The sequence below is a fragment of the Anaerotaenia torta genome, assembly GCF_050433395.1.
Lineage (GTDB): Bacteria > Bacillota > Clostridia > Lachnospirales > Lachnospiraceae > Mobilitalea > Mobilitalea torta.
In genome coordinates this window covers 19,239-43,206 of the sequence record NZ_JBNPXH010000019.1, presented here as the reverse complement: position 1 = coordinate 43,206, position 23,968 = coordinate 19,239, and the positions used below count along the sequence as shown (strand labels likewise).

Genomic DNA, 23,968 nt, shown 5'->3' with positions numbered 1-23,968 from the left:
TTCTACAGCTCCTTTCCTTTGCTGATGAACAGCATGATCTCCTCAATAGAGGTTCTTTCCACCTGGTACTGGCGGTAGTGCTTCACAAATTCACCCTTCTTTTTTATCATAACCTCCGCCCCAAAATTATTCTCGCGAATGCCCACCACATAATTCCGGTCAATTCCGGGGACATCCTCCCTGCGGCAGTGAATAACCCCATATTGATAAATCAGCTCATCCTTACTCTCGCTGAATACAATTCTTCCTTTATGGATAAAGGTTACATAGTCCGCAATCTTCTCGATATCACTTATAATATGGGAGGACAATAATATGGTGTGATCCTCCTCCTGTATGAATTCCAGAAAGAGATCAAGAATCTCGTCCCGAACCATGGGGTCAAGCCCGCTGGTGGCTTCATCCAGAATCAACAGTCTGGCATGATGGGATAATGCGATAGCAATGGACAGCTTCATCTTCATTCCTCTGGAGAAATCCTTGACTGACTTCTTTTCAGGCAGTTCAAACCTCTTGACGTACTGTTCGAATACCTTAGAATCCCAGTTGGGATAAATATTCTTCATAATTAAACCCGTGCCGGCAACATTCAGATTATCATGGAGGCTGCTTCCGTCAAATACCACCCCCATGGATGCCTTCACCTCTTTCGGAAGTCCTGCCGCCGGATGGCCGAGAACTGTAATCTCTCCTTCGTCGATATGAATCAAATCCAGGATTGCTTTAATGGTCGTCGTCTTACCGGCTCCGTTCTCTCCCACAAAGCCCATAATAACTCCCTTCGGCACACGAAAGCTGATGCTGTCCAGAGTGAAATCCCGGTATCGTTTGGTCAGCCCTCTAACTGCGATTGCGTCCGATCCGCTTCCGCCTTCCATACCCGTTCCTGCTCCGTTTCTTCCTTGTCTGTCTGTTCCTGTCATATCTATTCCTCCTCATATATCATTCTGGTTATCTCCTGAAGCTCACTTAAAGCAATTCCTCCGGCCTTTGCTCCTGCCACCGCTTTGGTAATATGCTCTTCCACAATCCGAAGCTGTTCTTCCCGGACAAATTCTACATTCTTCTCCGCTACGAAGCTGCCCTTCCCTACTACTGTATAAATGAAACCATCCCGCTCCAGATCCTCGTAGGCCCGCTTCGTGGTGATCACGCTGATGCGAAGCTCCTTCGCCAGCATCCGCATGGAGGGCAGTATGCTTCCTGCCTCCAGTTCACCATTAATGACCATCTGCTTTATCTGTGAGGTGATCTGCTCATAGATCGGCCTGTCACTGGAATTACTGATCAGTATATTCATTCCAACCCTCCCTTATGGTATCTTATCTTCTTCTATTTTTACGTTGGCCCAAATAAGAATCTGCTGTGTTTCCTGCATCCATCCTGTTTCCTTGCATTTTCTATAATGTTATGGTGTATATCTTATATATACACACTATAAACTCATATACACAGTAATGTCAAGCTTTTTTATAAAATATTCAAAAAATAATGGTTCTATAATAAATAAAGCGCCTTTCAATTATCATCGAAAAGCGCCTCATTTATTATCCATTATACTATATTATCAAATCATCATACTTTGAATTTCTGAACCTCATCTACCAGGTTATCTGCATTATCCTTCAGCTTCGCTGCCGATTTGCTCAGTGATTCCACAGAACCTAACTGATCGGCAGAGGTCTGGTTTACATTATTCGAGGATGCTGCAATCTCCTCCAGTACCGCCGATATATTTTCAATCGCTGCCAGAGTGCTGACTCTGGCCTCCTCAATATTGGCAACATTATCCGTGATATGCTTAAGAAATACAACCAGGCTTTCCACACTTTCACTGATATTCTGATAGGAAGCTGTGGTATTCTTAACCGCATTCTCCTGGAGCTGCAATACCCGTTCCGACTTACGAGCCGTCTCCGCTACGGATTTGGTATCCTCCTGGATGCTGCCGATGATCTTCTTAATATCATTCACAGAATTCTTGGACTGTTCCGCAAGGGTTCTGATCTCACTGGCAACCACGGCAAAGCCCATACCATGCTCCCCTGCCCTGGCCGCTTCGATGGAAGCATTCAAGGATAGCAGATTGGTCTGATTCGCAATGTCACTGATCACATTGATGATCTTATGAATGGTGGAGGATTTCTCTGCCAGCCGCTCAACATCCTTAATAATCCCGGTGGTAATCAGGGTGGTGGATTTCGTCTGATCGTTCAGCTCCTTAGAAACAACGGTACCAGCCTCAACACTCTTTCTGGTGATATCGGCAATCTGGCCGATTTCCTTAGTATTCTCACCCACCACTTCAATCTTCTGGGACAAGCTGTCCATCTGAACCAGACATTCTTCCGCATCCCTTGCTTGCTGGTTAATTCCCTGTTCAATCTCGTTCATTGCGGAAGCAATATCCTCCGAGGACTTCAGGAATGCCTCCGATGTTCTGGATACATTGGCCGAGGACTCCGACACCTCGCCGCTCAGCTCCTTCACCTGCTGTATCAGATCCTTCATATTCGCAAAGGTCAGTTGAATCTCGTCAATCAGAATGTTAAACTCATCCTTGCGCTTAGAATTGAATTGAACCGTAAGATCCCCCTTCGCCGCAAGTTTAAGCTTATCAATGATTCTCTTGATCGTCAGGTCTATTCCGGCGGTCAGCCACACAACGATCAGCGTAGCCAGCACCAGCGCGACAATAACAATGATAACCGTAAGATCCTTAATGCTGTCTGCCTGGCTTGTAATGACAGCCTTGGGCATCAGGGCGCAGAGCATGGCTCCGGTATCACCGATCTTGGTATAGAGGAATAAGTACTCCGCCCCTCTGTATTCCACGTATTTCGAGCCCTGAACCGCTTCTCCCTTCCGGGCATCCTGATAAAAGGACTCATTGTAGAATACCGGCTCTGACAACAGCGCCTCCAAATCTATTCCGGGATCCTGCTTCTTCAGGGAAACATCAATGAGCTCCCTGCCATCCGGCGTAACGAAGCCCAGGTATCCGCTCTTATCAAATTCCAGGCCCGCCATAATATCCATAACTGCCTTGGCTTTAATTTCGATAATCAGTACCGCATCCACACCTACAAAATTACGAACCAGACGCATGGAATAGTCATCGGACTTGGAATTCAGCAGTGCATCCAGCTCAGCGTCCTGTCCGTCCCACAAAAGCTTGTTCCGGTTATTCTTTAGAAATTCTCCTGCCTCGGTTTCCTTAATACTGGCAAGAATCCCTTCCTTATAGTAACTCCCTGCGCTGGTAATGGGAGTTACCACATCTGACAGCATGTACACATTCTGGATAAACTCATCTGTTATCTGCTTGGCGGTAAGAGAACTGGTTATGGTTCTCCGGGTAGTATTCGCCTCCACGATATCGCTCAGATTCATAAAATATTTCGTAATCACGCTATCGTTGACATACTGTATCGAGGTTGCCTCCACCGACGCAAAACCAAAGCGCAGGAACTTGCCGGTCATGTTAATAGCATCCGCCGTTGCCTTCTCATAGCTGTTCTGCATTCCCTGAGACGCCTTGGAAAAGGATACAATTCCCAGAATGATAATAAATGCAATGGGCACCAGGAAGGAACCTACCAGTTTAAAACGAATCGTAGAGAAAAAATTAAGCTTGGCTGCATGTTCCATCAGCTCCTTCTTGTCCTTCTCTATCCTTATCTTTGTCTCCTCCGCCTTTTTCTTCTTCCCCTTTACTAAATCCGCTCCTTTCGTTAGCAATTTGCTAAAGTGGTTATCATCCGTCCTTTTCATATTTTCCTCCAGAGTTCTTATATTGTTTTTATAAACCTAAGCTGCAGTTTCTATATGGTTATTATATCATTTTAATCCACAATTTACTAGATAATAATACAAGTTAAGGAACTTTCTGAGGCTAAATTCATATAATCTGAATTCCTGTATCACAATTCTCGTTTCCGGTACAATAATTTGATAAAAACCGAAATAAATACGGGCAGCACCTTTTCACACTTTTACCCTGGAATGTATTTTAAAATGGCACAGAAGTGTCCTCGGGGCATTCTTCTGTGCCATTCTCAAATCTTTCCTTTGATGTCCATGCCGTACGAAAATCAGGTTTTCGTGATCTGACATACTGTAAATCCCAGTTTTTGCTCCGCATATTCAACGATAGCCGTCAGGGAAGCCTCCACATCGGCCACGCTTCCGTTCACCAGGAGGGTTCCGCTCACCCGGTCCACATCCCCCAGGGATACCCCGGAGGTCTTCAACGCAATGTCCCCTGCAATAATTGCTGTCTCTCCGGGACTCATGGTTACAATTCCGATTGCCGAGCGTCCTCCGGCTTCCCTCCGCTCCATCCCTACCTTTCCATACAAGCTGTTGTCAGGATTGGCTATGACATGAGCCAGAGTGATCTGTTTTCCCGGAACGATCTCCTGTATAATTCTCAGTTTTTCTTCTTTGGACATTCTTTCTTCCATGGATATTCCCTCCAGATATACGGACTCATAGTTTATATACAGGCGGCGGTCCCGTCAGGCCTCTCACCGATGGTTTTCTGACTTTCTGCACTAGCCTCCGATCTGACCCTTCAAACCGGTTTCCAGGACAACCTGCAGCAGCTCCTCCATGTATTCATTAGCGGGAGGTTCAATGTGGGCCATAGTATATTCCCTTCCCAGCCCCTGGTATTTATCCTGCCCCAGACGGTGATAAGGCAGCAGATGCAGCTCTCTGGCCCCAGACTTACTCTCCATGGGAAGCCATCCTCCCGGAAGGGAGGCGGCATACTCTGCAATCGCCTTAATCTCCTGTTTCGTATGATTAAATCCGGGCACCACCGGTATCCGGATGGTCAGATTGGCACCTGATTCCGCTATTTTCCTTGCATTTTCAAGAATTAAGCCGTTGGGCCTGCCGGTGAATTCCTCATGCTTCCGGCTGTCCATATGCTTGATGTCCAGCAGGAAATAATCCAGATACGGAAGATATTCCTTAAGGACATCCCAGTTCGCATAGCCGGAGCTTTCTATCGCGGTGCTGATGCCTTCTTCCTGGCAGGCACGAAGCAATGCCATGGCAAATTCAGGCTGGCATAACGCCTCTCCCCCGGACAGGGTTACTCCTCCTCCCGATCTGCGGTAGTAGGAGTAATCCTTGCGGATCTCTCCCAGGATCTCCCCGACGGTCACATCCCTTCCAACCACCTTGGATCTGCCCGGCGTATCCTGGAGCTGCATCGTCTGTATCTCATATTCCTGTGACTCCGGGTTGCAGCACCACCGGCACCTCAGCCTGCAGCCCTTCAGGAAAATGATAGTCCGTATTCCCGGTCCGTCATGGATGGAGTACCTCTGTATGTCAAATATTCTTCCTGTTATTTCATCAGGTACAGGATAAGCAGTTTGCAGCTTACCATTGTTTTCCTTCATCGTTTTCCTCTCCCTGCCTCTTAATGCTGCTCCGTTCTTTCAATAATATCATCCTGCAAGGACCTGGACAGCGAGGTGAATATGGCGCTGTAGCCCGCCACGCGAACCACCAGGTTCTTATAATTCTGAGGATTTTTCTGAGCATCCAGCAGCGTGTCGCGGCTGACTACATTAAATTGCATGTGGCTTCCCTTCTGGTCAAAATAAGTCCGCAGCAGGGCAACAAAATTCTCCAGTCCCTTGACCCCGCTCAACGCGGAAGGATGGAACTTCATGTTAAACAGCGTACCATTGGAGGCAATCCCATGATCCAGCTTCGATACGGAGTTACATGCCGCTGTCGGTCCCAGCTTATCTCTTCCCGATGCCGGAGATACACCGTCCGCAATGGGTTTGCGCGCCAGTCTTCCGTCAGGGGTCGCTCCGGTCTGGGCTCCCAGGGGCACATTGGCAGATACGGGATATAACCCGGCCTGGTACTGTCCGCCCCTGGGATTCCGATAGGTTTCCATGGGCTTCGTATAAGTGTAGGCCGCCTCTCTTGCCAGCTCATCCACCTCGGCAACATCATTTCCAAACTTTGGTTGCTCATTGATCAGCTCCAGAATCTCTTCATAGCGCTGCCGTTCCTTCTCACTCATACCGCCCAGCAATGCCTGGGTATAAATCCGGGCAACATCTGCTTCCGTAACCTTGTGTCCCGTCTTGCTCAGCTCTTTTACGATAACCTTCGTTACATCCTCCGCAACCGCCGGATCAATGCCCTTGCCGAAGTTCATCTCAAGAGCTTTTTTCAATTCCTTCATGGAAATCTTCTTCTCTTCAAATACCAGCTTCTTGATTACATAGAGGGAATCAGCCATATTGGCGATGCCAAAGCCCTGGGGTCCGGTAAAGTTATAGACCGCGCCGCCCTCTTGAACACTGGTGCCCCGTCCGATGCAATCCTCTATCATACAGGAGAGATAGGGCAGCGGACAGCGCTGGGCGTGAGCGGCATCAATGGAATTATCCGCATTGACCAGAAGCTCGATCATGTAATCCATCTGTTTCTGATAGGCGGCAAAGAATTCCTCATAAGAGCTCATCTTCTCCACATCCCCGGTAGATACGCCAAGGCGTACTCCCTGATCCATACCGTCGCTAAAGACCAGCTCCAGGGGCCTGCACATATTGAAAAATGCCGCGTCATGCCAGCCGTCGGTCTTCCCCGCCTTCTGGGGCTCCACACAGCCGATAATACAGTAATCCCTGGCATCCGCAAGGGACAGCCCCCGGTTCATAAGAGAGGGGATAATCACCTCGTCATTGTAATAGGCGGGCATACCCAGGCCAAGCCGGGTCAGCTTTGCAGCTTTTATAAAAAACTCATGAGGTGTCTTATTCCAGATCCTGACTGACAGGGAGGGCTGAGGAAGTCTCACATGCATGGAGGCCTCCAGACACATCATGGAAAGATCATTGGTTGCATCGATGCCCTGGACATCCTGTCCTCCGGCAATGAGATTCTGAAACAGGCTGTAGCCCGCGAAGCCCTCTGCAGACACTGCATCCCGAACCTTATTCAGATCATTTAACTTTACCCAGATACAGTCCATCAGCTCCTGGGCAAATTCCCTGGTCAGAACGCCGCTGTCCCTGTCCTTCTTGTAATAGGGATACATGTATTGGTCAAAACGTCCCGGAGAAATGGAATGGCCGCTGCTCTCTATCTGAAGCAGCATCTGTATAAACCAGAAGGACTGGCAGGCCTCATAGAAATTCCTTGCTCCCTTGGCCGGCACTCTGGTACAATTCTGGGCGATCTTCTCCAGCTCCTGTCTGCGGACCGCATCCTTGCAGACGGCTGCCTCTATCCGGGCGAGCTTCGCATACCGCAGGGCGTAATCCATTACCGCACGGCAGCTGATAATCACCGCCTCCAGGAAGGAGCTGCGCTTTGCATAGTCCATGTCCGATCCCTTCAGACGGGCCATGGCCTCTTCGGCTTCCTTTTGGATTCCCTCGTAGCCGACAGCCAGAACCTTGTCATAAGAAACACAAACATGCCCCACCCCGTTATAGAAATAATTTCCGGGTGTGAACACATTATGCTCCATGGCCAGCTTTGTCTCCGGCGTCATATAGAAGGTAGCCAGCTCGCTGGTGGTCTTGCCCTCCCAATACCGGTGCACTTCCTTCAGAGCCGCCTTTGTCTCCTCCGATATATAAAACGGATCGGCGCTTCGGGTTGCAAGAGTATCAAATTCCGCTTCCAGCCATGCAAAGGAAAATTCGGGGAAGGTCTGGCAGCCTCTGGGCGCTTTGGTAGCGCTTCCGACAATCAGCTCATCCTCGCGGATCGTAATCGGAATATTTTTCAAAATATGCTCAAAGGCCTTAGCACGGCGGATAATAACCGGTTCGCTCTCCGTGCTTTTATAGCTCTCGGTAATCAATATCGCACGGTCCGCTTCCACCTCCGGCATCTTTGCATACAATGCCTCTATTAATCTGTCAATTCTGGGACTCTTCACAATTTCCATATCATTATACTTCTCCATGACCGGCCTTCTCCTCCTGCATCAATTGATTCCTATTCTTTTTCTGCCTGTTCCCTGCTCTTCTTGTAGCAGCATTCAATGTTCATCGTGCTGAGCGCCTGCTTCCATTTCTGATCCGGCTCAATATCCGTCGCGATCACATCCAGCTCCGACAGATCCTCAATTCTGGTAAAGGAGATCCGGTCAAATTTAGAGCTGTCCACCGCCAGGATTTTCACATTGGCAGAGTCCATCATCAGCTTCTTGACCTGAGCCTCCATCTCGTTGGAATCCGTCATTCCTTTATCGATCTCAATTCCCTTGCAGGAAATGATGGTCTTATCCACATGGAAGGAGCGGATCATCTTCTCCGCCTGATAGCCAACCAGGGAAAGGGAGCCTTCCTTCACCATTCCGCCGGTGGAGAGAACCTTCCATCCCACCACATCGGACAGCTCCAGAAGTATCTCGACCGAATTGGTGATCACCGTCAGATTTTTCTTATGCTTCAGGTGCTTTGCGATATAAACCGCCGTAGAGCTGGAATCCATCATAATATGGTCGCCGTCCTGGATCAGAGTTTCCACCAGCTCGGCAATATCCTGTTTGCTTTGGACATTGGCTTTTTTTCTCACCGTGTAGGGGAGGTCCACATTAAAGCTTTCATTAATGATTGCTCCTCCGTAGGCTTTTTTTGCATAGCCCTCTTTCTCAAGCTTCTCCAGATCCCGGCGGATGGTCTCCTCTGTTACCTGGAATATCCGGGCCAAATCTCCCACCACCACCCTGCTCTCCTTCTGGAGCATAGCTAGAATCTGATTTCTTCTCTCAATCGCAAGCATCCTTCCACCTACCTTCTTTTATAGTAATATCCGCATGTTCTTGCGGGATATTTAATACCCATATGCTCTTACGGGATATTTATTACCCGCATGTTTCCTGCTGGATACTTATTACCCGCATATCTCCTACGGAATATTTCCCATATACCATCTATGAGGGATTTTACATTAATTACAGTGTGTTAAGTGTTCGTACCATGGCATTTTTTATACAGAGCAGCTATTCTATGCTTTACATGATGCTCCGGCACAGCTTGCTGTCCGGGTTGGCAATGACGGAAGAGTCAAGGAACATTGCATTCTCTCCGACTGCCGCTTTTGCTTTTGCAATCGCAGCTTCCACCGCGGCAATCTCCCCGGTAAGAAGCATATAGGATTTACCGCACATTCCTCTGGCGATACGGAGCTCGATCAGCTCCACTTCAGAGGTCTTCGCCGCTTCGTCGGCGGCAACAATGATGGAGGCTGCCGAAAATGTTTCCAAAATTCCAAGGGCGCGGATTTTATCAATCCGGGAAGTCCCATAGATTGCCGGAAATATCCCTTCGTGAGGATTGCCCAGCATGAAGCGGTCAATGAGCTGCTCCGGGAAAGTATGCTTCGACGCATCAATACAGGCGCTTACGGCGCTGAGCTCCCCGGTGAATAATACGATGTATTTGCCCGGGCACACGGTCTGCGCCTCGATCAACTCCACCTCCGCCGTCTTGCAGATTAAATCAGCCGCAAAGATACCCGAGGATACTGTTTTATATTCTACCATTCCGATTGCTTTACCCATAATGCACTAACGTCCTCTCGAAATAATGATAAATTGATCTTTGACCTCTAATATCTCACCGGATATCGGGGCATGCACCGGAAGGGACAGCTTGCCCTCCGCCGCGGCGGCAATCACCGCTCCCTGCTCCACCCGGTCATTCTTATGTACCACGGGAATCGCTGGAGCTCCGATGTGCTGGTTTAACATCACCTTCACCCGCTTCGGCTCCGCCTTCCCTTCCTCCAGGGGGGCATCGTGATTATATTCAGACAGGCCAAGTCTTGCCACCAGCCGTCCCATGGGCACCAGCCTGTGGGGCCGGGCGGTATTCACGCCCTTTAGCGGTATTCCCTTCGGTATGGCAATTCCCTTGCTTCGCAGGCCGTTCTTATATTCCGTAATCAGTGTTCTGGGAGCCAGGCCCTGGGGACAGGCAAAAAGCTCACAAACACCGCAGGAGCAGCAGAACATGGTATCCAGATAGGGACCCACATCCACCGTGCTGCAGCTGGTTGCCGCCCGCATGAACAAATGGGGGGTGATGGGCTGGCCCAGCAGATATCTGGGGCAGAGGTCGGAACACATCTCACACTGGCAGCAGGACGCCATGGCACGCTTCATATCAATGGAGGAATTGCTGAGCCTCTTCTGTATGATCTGGTGATCTGCCGGAAGTACAACGATGGCATTGGTGGTCTTGGTCACAGGGGTGTAGGCTCCCACGATGGTTCCTGTCATGGGGCCGCCCATGAGATAGGCGGGTTCCGCAATGGCTGGGCCGCCTGCCAGCTGCACCGCCTCATCCACCGATATTCCCACCGGAACCTTAACTGTAACGGGCCGTTTCACTGCACCGGTAATGGTCAGGTATTTGGCAGTAACCGGTGTTTTATGCCGGATTGCCTGATGTATATTCCATACGGTCTCCACATTGAAGACTACCACGCCCAATTCCAGCGGAATGCTTCCCGGAGGCACCACCTTGCCGAGGAGCTCATAAATCAGCACCACCTCGTCGCCCATGGGATACACTTCCGGCAACAGCCGGCATTCCAGCCCGGGAAAGGAGGAAAGGTTCGCTCTCACGGCTTCCTCTGTCCTTGTATAATTTCTCTTGATAGCAATTATCGTCTGCTTCACTTTCAGCGCTTCGGCGATTACGGACAGTGTCTCCATAATCTCATAAGCATATTTTTGCAGCAGCTGTCTGTGAACCTTTAATAAGGGCTCGCATTCCGCACAGTTCAGGATAATGGTCTCCGCCTTCTTATCCATCTTGGCATATGTCGGAAAGCCAGCCCCGCCTGCACCAACTACCGCGCTGTCTTTCACTATCCCCGTCAGTTCTATACTATCCATGACTTCTTACTCCAGTTCCGTTACATTATCAACAATTCCGACAATGGCTGCATCAATGGGTGAATCAACCCGGTTGGTGCCAATTCTGGCGGCACTTCCTTTGGCCACGATGACAACCTCCCCCACTCCCGCGCCCACATGGTCAACTGCTACAAACCTGCTTTTGCCGGGCTCCTGGGAGGCTCCCATGGAAGGGAAGGGTTCTACTATTAAAAACTTACAGCCCACCAGATTTTCATTTTTTCTTGTTGCTACAACAGTTCCTACAACCTTGCCTACAATCATGCGCTCACCTGCTCACTCTTCCTAGGGTTTATGCCTATGGGATTTATTTTATTACAGTTCAGTCGGTGGTGCCACAGCACCCTTTTTCTTGCCTTACCTTCGCGCGTTCAGGACGCTCCGCTTCACAAGATACGCTCAGACGGTCTGCGTAAAAGGGTGCTGTGGCACCACCGACTGAACTGTAATATTATTTTATGATAGTTACAGTATCTCCTGTAATAATATTCGCTGCATTCGCTTCATCCGTATCAAGATGCATTTCCAGGGTAAAGCTTTTATCTACCCGGATTAATACATGATTAAATACCGTTCCGCGTTCATTGTCCGCCTTCACGGACACGATCTGTCTGTCCTGTACTCCGGCCGCCTTCGCATCTGCGGGAGACATATGAATATGCCGCTTCGCAATGATGCAGCCTTCCTTGAGATAAACCACACCCTTGGGCCCTACTACGGCAATGGGTGCGGAGCCCTTGATGTCACCGGACTCTCTAATGGGCGCTTTCATGCCCAGCTTGATGGCGTCGGTAGAAGAGATTTCCACCTGGGAGCTGCTTCTGACCGGCCCGAGAATTCTTACGTTCTCCATGGCTCTGAGTTTCAAGCCTACAATGGTAACCGTCTCATTGGCGGCAAACTGTCCGCCCATTAATTCCTTCTTCCTGGTCAGCTCATAGCCCTTTCCAAAAAGAGTTTCCACATCCTCCTGTGTCAGATGGATATGCCTGGCAGATACGCCCACGGGCACAAGAAAGCCGGCATTTTGGAGGGCGTTCCCCTCTGTCTGCTTTACCGCCTCAATCACCAATTTTGTAATTCTTTCCATTGTCAACTCATCCAAGATATTCACCTGCACCTTTTTCATTTCTATTAACAAAAAATATAGCTTGTGTTTTGATGAAAGAAGAAAGAGGCTTGAAACAGGCACTGTCCGTACCTATTTCAAGGTTCTCTCCTTTTTACATGGGTCTATTCCAAAACTTATCCGTCGGGATTGCTCCCTTCATTTCCTGTTGTCGTACCCCTCTTATTTTAATGCGGGAAGGATCTTTTCAACATCGCTGTGGGGCCTGGGAATTACGTGGGTAGCTACTAATTCACCCAGCTTGGAGGCGCTGCTGGCGCCGGATTCTACCGCTGCCTTAACCGCGCCTACATCGCCGCGTACCATAACACTGACGAGACCGGAACCGATCTTCTCTGTTCCTACCAATACTACATTAGCTGCCTTTAACATGGCATCCGCTGCTTCAATTGCTGCTACCAGTCCTCTTGTTTCCACCATTCCTAATGCTTCCTGAGCCATTCTCTTTTCCTCCTTGATGATTCCTTTTTCAATATTTATTTCTGTGGTCTGGGAGTTCTCCCCGGACACAGCCGCTGCGCCGGACGGGGCGTCCTTCCTGCTTCTTCGGGCCGTTCCTCTTGCTGTCAGCTCTGCTGTCTCTTTCTTTGGTGCCTTCTTAGGTGAATCTATGCTTTTATTTTTCATTAGCTCGTTTAGATCAACCTGCTTCCTACTGTCAGCCATAATCAGCCTCCTACCTTCAGCCGGCTCGCACTGAGCTGAACCATTTTCACGGTTTCCTCATGGGGATTGGGGATAACCGCATGAACACAGGGCTTGAGGGAGCTTGCTGCCGCTGCCTCCACTGCTTCCGTTACCGCAGCCACGTCCCCCTGGATAATGACCGTAACCAGCCGGCCCCCCAGCTTCCGCTCCCAGGTAACGAATTCCACCTCAGCCGTCTTGCACATGGTGTCCAGGGCTTCAATGGCGGCGGTGACACTTTGAACTTCGATAAATCCTAAAGATTTCATCCGATAATCATGCCTTTCCGGTTAGTCGGATATTCGCAATCCGCTTCGCTGTTTGCTCATAACTTATAGCCGTGTAGCAGTTCGGATATTCGCAATCCGCTTCGCTACTTGCTCATAATTTCATAGCTGCATAGCAGCTATGAAATTAAATTCTGGGTAAGATCTTCTCGACATCTGCGTGGGGCCTGGGAATAACATGAACCGCTACCAGCTCGCCCAGCCTGGAAGCTGCGGCTGCACCTACCTCGGCGGCTGCCTTAACCGCGCCTACGTCGCCTCTGACCATTACAGTCACCAGACCGGAGCCGATCTTCTCGGTTCCTACCAATACAACCTCTGCTGCCTTTACCATTGCATCAGCAGCCTCAACCGCTGCGGTCAGACCTCTGGTCTCTACCATTCCTAATGCTTCCTGTGCCATAATTTTTATCCTCCTAATCAATTCTTGTTTTTATGTTAGTTTTTATCAAGACCGCTGATTTTCAGCAGCTTTTGAACATCCTGCTCCGGCTTGGCAATCACATGCTTTGTAATTACCCCGGAAATCTGATTTGCCGCAGCTTCTGCCGCCTCCACCGCCGCTCTTACATTATCCACCGTACCGCGGAACTTAATGGTAACAATGAGCGGAACCGGAAGGGCATCCGCGTTAGCCGGCTTGTTGCGGTCAAAAGGCTCCATTGCAACATCCGCTGCCTTACATCCCGCATCGCCCGCTACAAAAGCCGCAACCAGACCGTATACCTCAATCATACCAACCGCATGATCCATCCCTTACTCCTCCATTCTGACAAAATACTGCAAACCGTCACATTCGAAGCCTTAAAACTTATTCATTAACAACGGCAATCTTTAAGCCTTCCATCTTAAGGTTCGTAATATATCCATCATTGATTTTGTCCAGAGGATATTTGTGGGTGATTAACTTATTCATCGGTAGCCCGATACCTTTGGCTCTCTTTAAGAAATCAAAGGTGGTGGCATAATCCCTTAAGGTATATACCCAGGAGCCCACGGTTGTAATCTCCTTGGCGCAGATATCAAAATGCGGGTTGATGGTTGCATCTCCGCCGTTTATGAAGAAACCAAGCTCGCACAGTCCGCCGCCGTTGCGGATAAACTTATAGATATTGGAATGTCCCGCAGGTGAACCGGTGCACTGGAAAGCGAAGTCTGCCAGATGTCCGCCGAAGGCCTGGCTTACCGCATCCGTCAGTGCTTCAATTCCCTTGTGTTCCTTGAAGTTCGCTGTTCCTGTCGCGCCCATCTCCCTGGCAAAATCCAATCTCTTCTGTTCGCCGTCCACCGCAACAATATGCTCAATTCCCATGGTGCGAAGTACCGCGATGCAGATTAAACCGATGGGGCCGCAGCCCTGAACTACAACTCTGCTGTTAAAACGCAGAATTCCCGTAGTCTTCGCCCGTTCCACCGCATGGATCAGCACGGCACAGGGCTCAATCAGAATTCTGGAATCCAGATCCAGATCGCTGACATTGAACACCGTGGATCCGCCCCGAATTACAATGTAATCTGCAAACCAGCCGTTCAAATGGGTGTCGTCATCCGGTAACAGGCCATATACATCGGCACCGCCCACATTCTGCTTATTCAGATCGAACATGGTAATGTCGGGATTATCCTTGAAAATCATACAGGTCACTACCTTATCCCCTATCTGGAGAGGCTTTCCGGCACTGTCCCTGGTCACATTCTTTCCCATTTTAACGATCTCGCCGGTTCCCTCGTGTCCCAGCACTACCGGGATTAATCCAAAGGGATCTCTCTTGTACTCATGGGCATCGGTGCCGCAGATGCCGCAGCCTTCCACCTTGACCAGAATATCGTCGTCTCCCAGCTCCGGGATGGGGTATTCCTTCAGCTCGATCTTCTCCAGCCCGGTAAGCATTGCCACTCTGCTGGTTGCAGGAACCCCATGGCTTTTGGAAGAGGCCTGTGCGCCTGCGGGAACCTGCTTCAACTCCCGAAGCACTTGTTTTACTATATCTTCAATCTTCTCTGAACTGATATCCATTGCAATTACTCCTTCTTCATCTCAATTATCGGATACACAAGCTGTCGGACATAACGCAGCGTCTCTGCTTGGTAAAGGTACGGGCGGAGGTTAAGCCTTCTCCGGTACGGCTCGCTATGGTAAAGGTGCAGAAGCCTTCCCCGCCGAAGCCAAGAGCCGCATAGGAGGGAGCATTCTTTACAAAGATAGCCGTGTCAATTGCCTTGCCAAAACGGGTGAGATGATCCACATTCTTGGAATGCATATGGGCGGAATGACGGTTGCCATGCTCCAGCCATACCGCTTTTTCAATTGCGTCATCAATATCCCTGGCTCTGACAATTCCCAGTATCGGCATCATCAGTTCCTCCGCAATCAATGGATGCTCCTTCTCGCCTTCAAAAATAATGCAGCGGGTTCCTTCGGGAGCATCAATCCCAATCATGGAAAGCAGGGTCCGGGCATCCTTGCCGACACATTTCCGGTTCAGCTTATGGTCCTTTAGTACGGTTTCCGTCAGCCGGTCCTGTTCCTCCTTGTTGATCATGCAGCAGCCGTTTTCTCTTAAATAGTGGATTAATTCATCTACAATCTCACTTACAGCCACAATTTCCTTCTCCGCGATGCAGGGAAGATTATTGTCAAAGGTGGCTCCGTTCACGATATCCGCCGCCGCTTTCCTGATATCCGCCGTCTCATCCACCAGTACCGGCGGATTACCCGCACCGGCTCCGATTCCTCTCTTGCCGGAGGAAAGCACTGTGGTCACCACGCCCGGTCCGCCGGTTGCCGCAATCAGAGGAATGCTCTTATGCTTCAGCATAATATCGCTGGTAGTCATGGTGGGCTTAACCACCGATACCGCAATATTCTCCGGGCCTCCCGCTTCAATAGAAGCTTCATTTATCAGAGTTACCGCATAATTAGATACCTTAACTGCCGCAGGGTGGGGATTGAAGACTACTGTGTTGCCGCCCGCAATCATTCCTATGCTGTTGCAGAGTACGGTCTCGCTGGGGTTGGTGCAGGGAGTGATGGCTCCGATCACACCAAAGGGGCCCATCTCCACCAGGGTCAGTCCCCGGTCTCCCGACCAGGCCACGGTCGTAATGTCCTCCGTGCCGGGTGTTTTCTCAGCCAGAAGCTGGTGCTTTAAAATCTTGTCACCCACATTGCCCATTCCGGTCTCTTCCACCGCCATCTTCGCCATGACCGCAGCGTGCTCTCTGGTCTTCCTGCGGATATTGCTGATAATCTTTTCCCTGGCATCCATGGACAGTCTTTGCATTACCTTCTGTGCTTTGATCGCCGCTTCAATGGCATCATTCATATCCTCGAAGATGCCTAAGGCTCCTGCCGCCGGTGACGCAGCCTTAGACTCCGCATTATTATGTAATGTATGCTCCGAAGTTTCCTGTAAACGGGTTAATACCTGCCTGACGACCTGTTCAAGCAGCGCATCCTTTTCTGTCAAGTTGTTACCCCCTTCGCTTATTGCTGATCTTCTCGGCAATATGCAATGTTGTTTTTATTTGGATTTATATCTTTTATCTGTATTGTATCACTTCATCCCTGTGGAGTCAATATAAATCCGGTATATATCTGTTGTTTTTATTTGGATTGCGTTGTTTTCTTTACCACTCTGTATTTTGGAATGTTCCCCATTTATATGCTTTTCTTATATTCCTTGATATCAAAGGACTCGTAGATACAGGCACGGGCTTTGGACAGATTTTCAAATACCCCCTGGCTAAGCATCTGCACGGCTATATTGCCGATTGCCGTAGCTTCTCCGGGACCGGCATATACGGTCTTGCCCGTCTTCTCTGCCGTCAGGCGGTTCAGATAATCCGCATTAGAGCCGCCGCCCACAATATGAATTGCGGGGTAGACTTTTCCTGTGATCCTTTCCAGCTCCTTCACCGTTTCGGCATAGCAATCCGCCAGGCTCTGATAGACACAGGCAGACAACTGCCCCACATCCTCCGGCAGACGCTGCCCCGTTGCGGTCAGATAGCTTCGGATGGCTTCTATCATGTTATCCGGTGCCAGGAAGGATGCATCATTCACATCCACACGGCTCTTAAAATCGCTGTTTGCTTCCGCCATGGTACAGAGCCGCGCGAAGGAATATTCTCCCCGGTCATACTTACTGCCGGGCTGCCCTTCCTTCAGCTCATTGCGGACAGATTGTATCATCCACAGGCCCATGATATTCTTCAGATAGCGGAAACGGTGATCATATCCGCCTTCGTTGGTAAAATTATGTTCCTGGCTCTGGCTGCTGAGATCCGGTTCCGTACGCTCCACTCCCATAAGGGACCAGGTGCCGGAGCTGATGTAGAGCACATCCTCTCCCTCCGCCGGAACAGACACTACCGCAGATGCCGTGTCGTGGCTGCCTACCAGGAGAACATTAAGATCATATCCGATTTCCTCCGCCAATTCCGGCCTCAGACTACCGACCTCTGTTCCCGGCATATGAATAGGCTGAAAGATATCTCCCGGAAAGCCCAGAAGATCCATCAGCTCATAATCCCAATTCCCGGTTCTGGCATCGATCAATTGGGAGGTTGTTGCTATGGTATACTCCGCCATCTTCACTCCGGTCAAAAGAAAATTAAAATACTCCGGAACCATGAGGTAGCTCTTTGCCTTCTCCAGATGCTCCGGGTTCTCTTCCTTGATGGCATACAGCTGATAGATGCTGTTAAAAATCGCTTTCTGAATTCCGCTCCTGCCGTACAGCTCCTTCTCGGGAATGATCTGATAGACCTTCTCGTCCATTCCTTCCGTTCTATGATCCCGGTAACCAACATAATCCCCCAGAAGCCGATCCTCCTGATCCAATAGTACAAAATCCACGCCCCAGGTATCAATTCCAATGCTGACGGGATGCTTGCCAATTTCCCTGCAATACTTCATACCGGCTACAATCTCCCGGAACAATTGGTCAAAATCCCAGCATAAATGCCCGTTTCTCCGGGTCAATCCATTATTAAAACGGTACACCTCTTCCGTCTTCAGCTTTCCGTCCTCCATCCATCCCAGGATGTGACGGCCGCTGGAGGCACCGATATCTACTGCCAGATAATATCTGTTCATGCTGCACCTCATTGATTCTTATTTTAATAAACTATAAACTGCCGCTTCTTGCTTAAAACGAAGATAGAAGGGTAAGCCGCCTTCCTAAGACAGACCTGCCCTTCTCTCATTTTTACGCCCGTGCATATCACAAGCTTTGCTTGTGATACTGCCTCAATAAAGAGTTTGAAAGTGGTTTTCTTTCAAACTTCTCATGTTATAGCTTGTCCGCACCTGCTGAAAAGGGGACTATTTTAATCCAAGCTGTTCGATCACCTTGCTTGCAATCTGAGACACCAGCTCGTCGGTGTTCTCCGTGCCGGCTTCCTTCGCCTTGCCGCTGCAGCCATGACAGCTGTTGGCTCCATGGTTCACTTCCTTGCAGATATTGGCCGGATGCTTGCCGGTCATACCGAACTGTCTGCGGATCTCATACAATCTCTGAACCTGCTCCTCGGATAATTCCTTAGGTCCGCCCAGCTGCTTGGCAATGTATAGAAGCTGTGCATAGAACTCAACGGACTCCATCTTATGATATGCATTGAGAAGAGAGTCGCCGTAAGTTAAGGCACCATGATTCTCCAACAGCACCGCATCATAATAGGGAAGGTACTTGGATACCGCATCCGGGATCTCATCGGTGGAGGGGGTGCCGTACTCCGCAATGGGGACACAGCCAAGGGTGATAACCGCCTCCGGCATAATGGGCTGGGTCAGGGGTATGCCTGCAATAGCAAAGCCGGTAGCATACATGGGATGAGCGTGTACCACCGATACTACATCAGGCCTCTCCTTATATACTCTCATATGCATCTTAATCTCGGAAGAAGGCTTGAATCCCGGATTTGCCTGGATTACCCTGCCGTCACGATCAACCTTGCAGATGTATTCCGGTGTCATAAATCCCTTGCTGACGCCGGTAGGTGTGCAAAGGAACTCATTCTCGCCGATCTTAACAGAGATATTCCCGTCATTGGACGCAACCATCCCTCTGTTATAAATTCTCTTTCCAATTTCACAAATTTCTTTTTTGATTTCATATTCCGATTTAATCATATATAGCCTCCCGTTAATGTTGTTTTTGTTTGTATTTGTATTATTTACCTGAATTGTAACATTAAATCACGGGTAAGTCAATATTAAAATACAACTTTTTTGTTGTTTTTGTTTGTATTTATTTGTTTAGGTTTTGTTTTTGGAAATTTTTGATTAAGCCTGCTTCATATACCCCGGCGTACCTTTATAAAATTCCAATATACGCCTCCAGCAGCTTCAGGGTATTCTGCAATCCCGACCGGTGGGTGCGCTCCATTCCATGGGAGGCATTGACCCCCTGTCCAATCAGCGCGCCCCTGATATCATTGGAGGAACGCAGGGCACAGGAGACATCGGAAGCATAATGAGGGAAGATATCCACCACATAGTCAACCTCATGCTCTTTAGCCAGGGAAATCAGACGGCTGGTCAGCTCATAGTCATAAGGACCGGCAGAATCCTTCGCACAGATGGAGACGCAGTATTCGCTCCCGTTCAGATCATCGCCTACGGCTCCCATATCCACCGCGAGGAATTCACTGATCTCACCGGGGAGACAACTGGCACCATAACCCACCTCTTCATAGTTGCTGATCAGCAGCTTCAGGGAATTCTCCGGCACCGTGCCCTCCCGGCTCAGCTCCTGGAGCAGGCCCAGCAGCACGGCTACGGATGCCTTGTCGTCCAGATGCCTGGATTTGATAAAACCGCTCTCCGTATACCGGAACTGGGCGTCAAAGCTGATATAATCCCCGCTGTTAATTCCCAGAGCAAGAACCTCCTCCTTGGACTTTACGGGTTCATCGATGCGAACCACCATATTCCGGTCCGTGCGCTCCTGGGTTCTGGCATCGTCATAGCTATGTACGGAAGAGCTTTTAGCTAAAATCGTACCGGTATAGGTTCTTCCGTCCCTGGTATGGATCTTACAGTAAGATCCTTCCACACTATGCATGGTATAGGACCCCACTAAGGTAAAACGAAGTATTCCTTCTGAATCGATGGAGCGGACCATGGCTCCCAGAGTATCCACATGAGCGGACAGTCCCAGGGTCTTAGCCTGCTTTCCCGGAACCGAGATCAGCAGACCTCCCCTCCGGTTGTATTCACAGGAATAGCCAAAACCCCGTGCCTCCTTTTCTACAAATTCCATTACTTCCCGGGTGTAACCCGAGGGGCTGGGGATATTGACCAGTCTCTCCAGCGTTTGAATGATATAATCCATGGTATTCATTATTAATCCTTTTCTCCTTTTCCTCATATTTTGCCGGATTCCCTTTCCGCCAGAAAGCTTCTTACCTTCTCCAACAGCTTAGGCTGTATCAACGGATAGGTGCACGCCTCCGGCATCTCCGCCATCAGCTCCACACGCTCCATCTCATAGTCCGGCAGGGAACCCAGGCTATGAATCCGGGCAAAGCAGAGGAGTCCGAAGGTTTCCTGGGATATTCCCTCCTCTGTTGTCCTGACCACACTGTAAACCGATACCGGAGTGATCTCATACTCCCGGGCTCCGGTCTCTTCCTTCAATTCCCTGTGTGCTGTATCCAGAATATTCTCTCCCGGTTCCCGGTGTCCCCCCGGAAGCTCGTAGGTATCTCGCTCCTTGTGCTTGCAAAACACCCACTGTCCGTTCATTCTGGCTGCGATTACCGCAAATTTCAGCAGCTCGTCTTCCACTTCTTCATAGAATCTAACTTCCAGCATCTTATCGCCTCCTCTTTTGAATTTAGCACAACTTTCAAGGGAGCGCAAGAGAACGATTAGAGATCAGCCCGTGGCAGAGAGAACCACATGCCGCGGGCTGATCCGTATTTTACATCTCTTTATTATATTTTGCCAGATAATAGACATTAGCAAAGATAAAAAACAGGTAGACCGCAGTAAGTGTAAGGATAACATACATATTAACCTGCATCAGTGCAAAGGCAAGTAATATTGCGGCATACACGAATATCATCATTTCATAAACCCTTGCTTTTGCTTTATCGCGGATGGCCTGATTGCGCTCGTCTTTCTGATCAATTTCTGCCTGCTTTGCGGCTTCCGGATTTTTGCTTAGTGCTCTGTTGCTGATAGCCGCTCCCAGATTGCCTCCAAAAATGCCCGCTCCCACACCGACACAAATATATGGCAGCGTCTTAAGTATGCCATCCGCTTCCGGCAACAGCTTTACCAGGATCAATCCCGCACTAAAGATGAGAAACCCGATTACTGTAAAAAGAATATGCCCACCAATTTTATACTGCTTCATTTCCTCACTCCTCCTCATAAATAAAGATTTCTTCAACGCTCAGCCCGAAATATCGGGCAATTTTGATCGCTAAAATAATGGAGGGATTATATCGCCCATTTTCCAACGAACCGATGGTCTGCCGGGATACTTCCAGGGCAGCGGCAAGCTCTTCCTGCTTAATCCCTCTCTGCTTTCGTATTTCTTCCAGCCGGTTTTTCAAAATATCACCCTTTCTTATCTTTATGGAAAGCTTACTTTCCATAAACAGAATACCATGCATCCGCTCAAATGTCAAGCACACTTTCCATGACTTTGTAAATAATTTATCTGTCATTGATTGGTTTATCCGCAAGGGCTATTGTCCATTCTTATGAAATATACTATGATACCAATATCACAATTTACTTGATTTTCAAAAAGCTCTGAAAAAACAAAAATAGTTGAAGATGTTTTGAAGATATACCCGTTATTATGGTTGTAGGGAGAGAGGAGGCGGAGCAAATTAATACCGAGCAATATTATGAGTATCTGATCGATACCTATCAAAATTTAATATTTTCTATTTGCTATAAGATCGTAAAGAATTATTTTGACGCCGAGGACCTGGCACAGGAAACCTTCCTTTCCGCCTACAAGCACCTGCCCAGCTTTGACCGACAATATGAAAAAGCCTGGCTTTGCCGGATTGCAACCAACAAATGCCTGGATTTCATAAAACGCGCGGAGCACCGCAGTATCCCTACGGAGGATGACTATTTCCTCATACAGAAGGCCAAGGATCCCTCTCCCGAGGAAAATGTCCTGGAGCTGGAGGTCAAACGGCAATTATTCCAACGATGCAACAGCTTAAAATCACCATATCGCGAAATAGCATTTGACTATTTTTACCGGGAGCTGACGGCTGCGGAGATAGCCGCCAACACCGGGAAGAATTTGAAGACCGTCCAGACCCAGATCTACCGGGCCAGGGCAATGCTGCAAAAAACATATCGAAAGGGGGCATTGAACAATGGATAACAAGCCACATAGAACCGGCTTAACACAGGTATCCAAAACAGCATATAGATCTGACACAGCGCACAGATCCGGTATGAGACATGTCTCGCAGGAGGAATTCGCTGCATTCTCCAGCGGATCTCTGTCCGGCAAAGAGCAGGAAGCATTTCTAATGCATCTATCCTCCTGTAATTACTGTTCTGACCGGCTGGCAGCCTTTATGTCGGAAGAAATCATCCCTGCCCCGCGGGATATGAAAGAAAATATTATGAAAGCCGTCTCAAGACCTGAGGTACAGATTGCCGTAAGATCCAGAAATGCCTCCAAGCAGCTGCAGCTGTTCCTTTACAGCCTCAAGGTGGGAACCGCGGCAATCGCCGCCATTGCCCTGCTGCTTACGCTATCCTACGGCAAGCCCTATGACAGCACCGATTTTCCCGGCGCAATTCTCCAGCCGGAGAACCACGAGTCCGGAAAGACTTCCGAAGAAGAACGCATTCCTATTACAAATACCATACGGGATACGATGGATCGTATCAGCCGGAATATATTGGACTTTTCCAATCAAATTATTAATGTGGAGGTAAGTGATTATGACCCGAAAGAAAAGTAGTTTTTTAACCTTTTGTTTTTCCTTGCTGCCGGGCGCCGGGCAGATGTACATGGGCTTTATGAGGCGCGGAAGCAGCTTAATGGCCTTATTCTTCCTGACCATCTTTTTATCTACCTGGTTAGAGCTTGGCCCCTTGATGTTTTTAATGCCCATCATCTGGTTTTACGCATTTTTTGATACCCATAACCTGCGCGCAATGCCGGACGACGAGTTCTATTCCCTGGAGGATGAGTTTATCCTCCTGACGGATCTTACCTCGAATACCGTCAGAGTACTCCGGGAAAAGTACCGCTACACCCTTGCGCTCCTGCTGATCATTATAGGAGTGAGCATTTTGTGGAACAATTTCCTCGATCTCCTTCATGCCATTCTTCCGTCCTTCCTTTACTCCCATCTGCGCCAGATTGGCCGTACCCTGCCCCAGCTGCTTGTGGCCTTTATCATCATCGCTCTTGGATTGTATCTGATTCGCGGCAAGAAACAGGATCTGGATGCTGCCGGCTATGGGCCGTCTGACTATGACCATGCTGATCCTATTCCATCTGATTATGGCCCGTCTAACCGCAGCCCCTTTGAGCATGACCCCTTTGAGCACGCCGCATCCAACCAAGGCCAGCCGGATCAGGATCAATCTACTAATCAGAAAGGAGGGAATGCGGAATGACGAAAACTCACCGCGTGGGCACCATTACTCTGGGCGGCCTGCTGATTATATTCGGAATCCTCTTCCTGCTTCGGATCATCCTGCCGGGTGTAACCTATGATCTGATCTTCCGGCTCTGGCCCATCCTCTTCCTCTTTCTGGGCGGAGAGATTCTGTTTGCCAATGCTAAGTCGGCGGACAAATTAATTTATGACAAGACCGCCATAGTGTTGATTGTTCTGCTGACCTTCTTCGCCATGGGAATGGCAATTGCAGATTTTTGCATCAACGAGGCCTACAATTACATCCAGCTTCATTAATACAAAAAGAGTGTCAAA

27 protein-coding genes are annotated in these 23,968 nt (G+C 49.1%); 4 read left to right on the top strand and 23 right to left on the bottom strand.

Translation table 11 applies throughout. The annotated features are described in order from the left end of the window. Positions 1 to 2: 2 nt before the first annotated feature. The 23 genes from HNQ56_RS23175 to HNQ56_RS23065 form a co-directional block, all read right to left on the bottom strand. Positions 3 to 923 (bottom strand): ABC transporter ATP-binding protein, encoded by a 921-nt coding sequence (locus HNQ56_RS23175; RefSeq protein WP_429150810.1) that lies wholly within the window; start codon positions 921 to 923, stop codon positions 3 to 5. 2 nt (positions 924 to 925) lie between these two features. After that, entirely contained in the window at positions 926 to 1,300 is a 375-nt protein-coding gene (locus tag HNQ56_RS23170) for a GntR family transcriptional regulator (RefSeq protein ID WP_429150808.1), read from the bottom strand. 275 nt (positions 1,301 to 1,575) lie between these two features. Further along, positions 1,576 to 3,774 carry a methyl-accepting chemotaxis protein gene (locus HNQ56_RS23165; protein ID WP_429150807.1) on the bottom strand — a complete coding sequence of 733 codons (2,199 nt, stop codon included), beginning with the start codon at positions 3,772 to 3,774 and terminating at the stop codon, positions 1,576 to 1,578. 320 nt (positions 3,775 to 4,094) lie between these two features. Further along, positions 4,095 to 4,466: a BMC domain-containing protein gene (locus HNQ56_RS23160; RefSeq protein WP_429150805.1), complete on the bottom strand. Its 372-nt coding sequence runs from the start codon at positions 4,464 to 4,466 to the stop codon at positions 4,095 to 4,097. A 90-nt stretch (positions 4,467 to 4,556) separates the two neighbouring features. Beyond that, positions 4,557 to 5,417: a glycyl-radical enzyme activating protein gene (locus tag HNQ56_RS23155; RefSeq protein WP_429150804.1), complete on the bottom strand. Its 861-nt coding sequence runs from the start codon at positions 5,415 to 5,417 to the stop codon at positions 4,557 to 4,559. Between the two features lie 20 nt (positions 5,418 to 5,437). Next, positions 5,438 to 7,960, bottom strand: a complete 2,523-nt coding sequence (locus HNQ56_RS23150) for a glycyl radical protein (protein WP_429150802.1) — start codon at positions 7,958 to 7,960, stop codon at positions 5,438 to 5,440. 32 nt (positions 7,961 to 7,992) lie between these two features. After that, positions 7,993 to 8,781, bottom strand: a complete 789-nt coding sequence (locus tag HNQ56_RS23145) for a DeoR/GlpR family DNA-binding transcription regulator (protein WP_429150801.1) — start codon at positions 8,779 to 8,781, stop codon at positions 7,993 to 7,995. Between the two features lie 232 nt (positions 8,782 to 9,013). Further along, the gene (locus HNQ56_RS23140) at positions 9,014 to 9,562 is read right to left on the bottom strand and encodes a BMC domain-containing protein (protein ID WP_429150800.1); all 549 of its coding nucleotides are present in this window, start codon (positions 9,560 to 9,562) and stop codon (positions 9,014 to 9,016) included. Between the two features lie 6 nt (positions 9,563 to 9,568). Next, positions 9,569 to 10,903: a 4Fe-4S dicluster domain-containing protein gene (locus tag HNQ56_RS23135; RefSeq protein WP_429150799.1), complete on the bottom strand. Its 1,335-nt coding sequence runs from the start codon at positions 10,901 to 10,903 to the stop codon at positions 9,569 to 9,571. Between the two features lie 6 nt (positions 10,904 to 10,909). Continuing rightward, positions 10,910 to 11,188 carry a EutN/CcmL family microcompartment protein gene (locus HNQ56_RS23130; protein ID WP_429150798.1) on the bottom strand — a complete coding sequence of 93 codons (279 nt, stop codon included), beginning with the start codon at positions 11,186 to 11,188 and terminating at the stop codon, positions 10,910 to 10,912. A 187-nt stretch (positions 11,189 to 11,375) separates the two neighbouring features. Continuing rightward, positions 11,376 to 12,053, bottom strand: a complete 678-nt coding sequence (locus HNQ56_RS23125; RefSeq protein WP_429150797.1) for a phosphate propanoyltransferase — start codon at positions 12,051 to 12,053, stop codon at positions 11,376 to 11,378. Between the two features lie 162 nt (positions 12,054 to 12,215). Next, positions 12,216 to 12,494, bottom strand: a complete 279-nt coding sequence (locus HNQ56_RS23120) for a BMC domain-containing protein (protein ID WP_429150850.1) — start codon at positions 12,492 to 12,494, stop codon at positions 12,216 to 12,218. 227 nt (positions 12,495 to 12,721) lie between these two features. After that, positions 12,722 to 13,009, bottom strand: a complete 288-nt coding sequence (locus HNQ56_RS23115) for a BMC domain-containing protein (protein WP_429150796.1) — start codon at positions 13,007 to 13,009, stop codon at positions 12,722 to 12,724. A 145-nt stretch (positions 13,010 to 13,154) separates the two neighbouring features. Further along, positions 13,155 to 13,430, bottom strand: a complete 276-nt coding sequence (pduA, locus tag HNQ56_RS23110) for a propanediol utilization microcompartment protein PduA (RefSeq protein WP_429150795.1) — start codon at positions 13,428 to 13,430, stop codon at positions 13,155 to 13,157. Positions 13,431 to 13,465: 35 nt separating this feature from the next. Further along, entirely contained in the window at positions 13,466 to 13,780 is a 315-nt protein-coding gene (locus HNQ56_RS23105) for a BMC domain-containing protein (protein WP_429150793.1), read from the bottom strand. A 58-nt stretch (positions 13,781 to 13,838) separates the two neighbouring features. Beyond that, complete coding sequence (locus tag HNQ56_RS23100; protein WP_429150792.1) at positions 13,839 to 15,044, bottom strand: zinc-dependent alcohol dehydrogenase; 1,206 nt, start codon at positions 15,042 to 15,044, stop codon at positions 13,839 to 13,841. A gap of 25 nt (positions 15,045 to 15,069) precedes the next feature. Next, positions 15,070 to 16,497, bottom strand: coding sequence for an aldehyde dehydrogenase family protein (locus tag HNQ56_RS23095; protein WP_429150790.1), 1,428 nt, complete (start codon positions 16,495 to 16,497; stop codon positions 15,070 to 15,072). Positions 16,498 to 16,688: 191 nt separating this feature from the next. After that, a complete protein-coding gene (rhaB, locus tag HNQ56_RS23090) occupies positions 16,689 to 18,128 on the bottom strand; it encodes a rhamnulokinase (RefSeq protein WP_429150788.1) in 1,440 nt (479 codons plus the stop codon). Between the two features lie 228 nt (positions 18,129 to 18,356). Beyond that, positions 18,357 to 19,160 (bottom strand): class II aldolase/adducin family protein, encoded by an 804-nt coding sequence (locus tag HNQ56_RS23085; protein ID WP_429150849.1) that lies wholly within the window; start codon positions 19,158 to 19,160, stop codon positions 18,357 to 18,359. Between the two features lie 187 nt (positions 19,161 to 19,347). Then, positions 19,348 to 20,376 (bottom strand): M42 family metallopeptidase, encoded by a 1,029-nt coding sequence (locus HNQ56_RS23080; RefSeq protein ID WP_429150847.1) that lies wholly within the window; start codon positions 20,374 to 20,376, stop codon positions 19,348 to 19,350. A gap of 23 nt (positions 20,377 to 20,399) precedes the next feature. Then, the gene (locus HNQ56_RS23075; RefSeq protein WP_429150786.1) at positions 20,400 to 20,849 is read right to left on the bottom strand and encodes an NUDIX hydrolase; all 450 of its coding nucleotides are present in this window, start codon (positions 20,847 to 20,849) and stop codon (positions 20,400 to 20,402) included. 109 nt (positions 20,850 to 20,958) lie between these two features. Continuing rightward, complete coding sequence (locus HNQ56_RS23070; RefSeq protein WP_429150784.1) at positions 20,959 to 21,396, bottom strand: hypothetical protein; 438 nt, start codon at positions 21,394 to 21,396, stop codon at positions 20,959 to 20,961. A gap of 4 nt (positions 21,397 to 21,400) precedes the next feature. Further along, entirely contained in the window at positions 21,401 to 21,598 is a 198-nt protein-coding gene (locus HNQ56_RS23065; protein WP_429150846.1) for a helix-turn-helix transcriptional regulator, read from the bottom strand. A 251-nt stretch (positions 21,599 to 21,849) separates the two neighbouring features. Here HNQ56_RS23065 and HNQ56_RS23060 point away from each other — a divergent pair, with 251 nt between their 5' ends. The 4 genes from HNQ56_RS23060 to HNQ56_RS23045 all read left to right on the top strand — a co-directional run bounded on the left by HNQ56_RS23060 (position 21,850) and on the right by HNQ56_RS23045 (position 23,950). Continuing rightward, positions 21,850 to 22,395, top strand: a complete 546-nt coding sequence (locus tag HNQ56_RS23060; RefSeq protein ID WP_429150783.1) for an RNA polymerase sigma factor — start codon at positions 21,850 to 21,852, stop codon at positions 22,393 to 22,395. A gap of 73 nt (positions 22,396 to 22,468) precedes the next feature. Beyond that, positions 22,469 to 22,987, top strand: coding sequence for a hypothetical protein (locus HNQ56_RS23055; RefSeq protein ID WP_429150782.1), 519 nt, complete (start codon positions 22,469 to 22,471; stop codon positions 22,985 to 22,987). Further along, positions 22,968 to 23,651, top strand: coding sequence for a hypothetical protein (locus HNQ56_RS23050; protein WP_429150781.1), 684 nt, complete (start codon positions 22,968 to 22,970; stop codon positions 23,649 to 23,651). Before HNQ56_RS23055 ends, HNQ56_RS23050 begins: the two co-directional genes overlap by 20 nt. Beyond that, on the top strand, positions 23,648 to 23,950 hold the full coding sequence (locus tag HNQ56_RS23045) for a hypothetical protein (protein WP_429150780.1): 303 nt from the start codon (positions 23,648 to 23,650) through the stop codon (positions 23,948 to 23,950). The genes HNQ56_RS23050 and HNQ56_RS23045 overlap by 4 nt, the downstream gene beginning before the upstream one ends. The last annotated feature ends 18 nt before the right edge of the window (positions 23,951 to 23,968 follow it).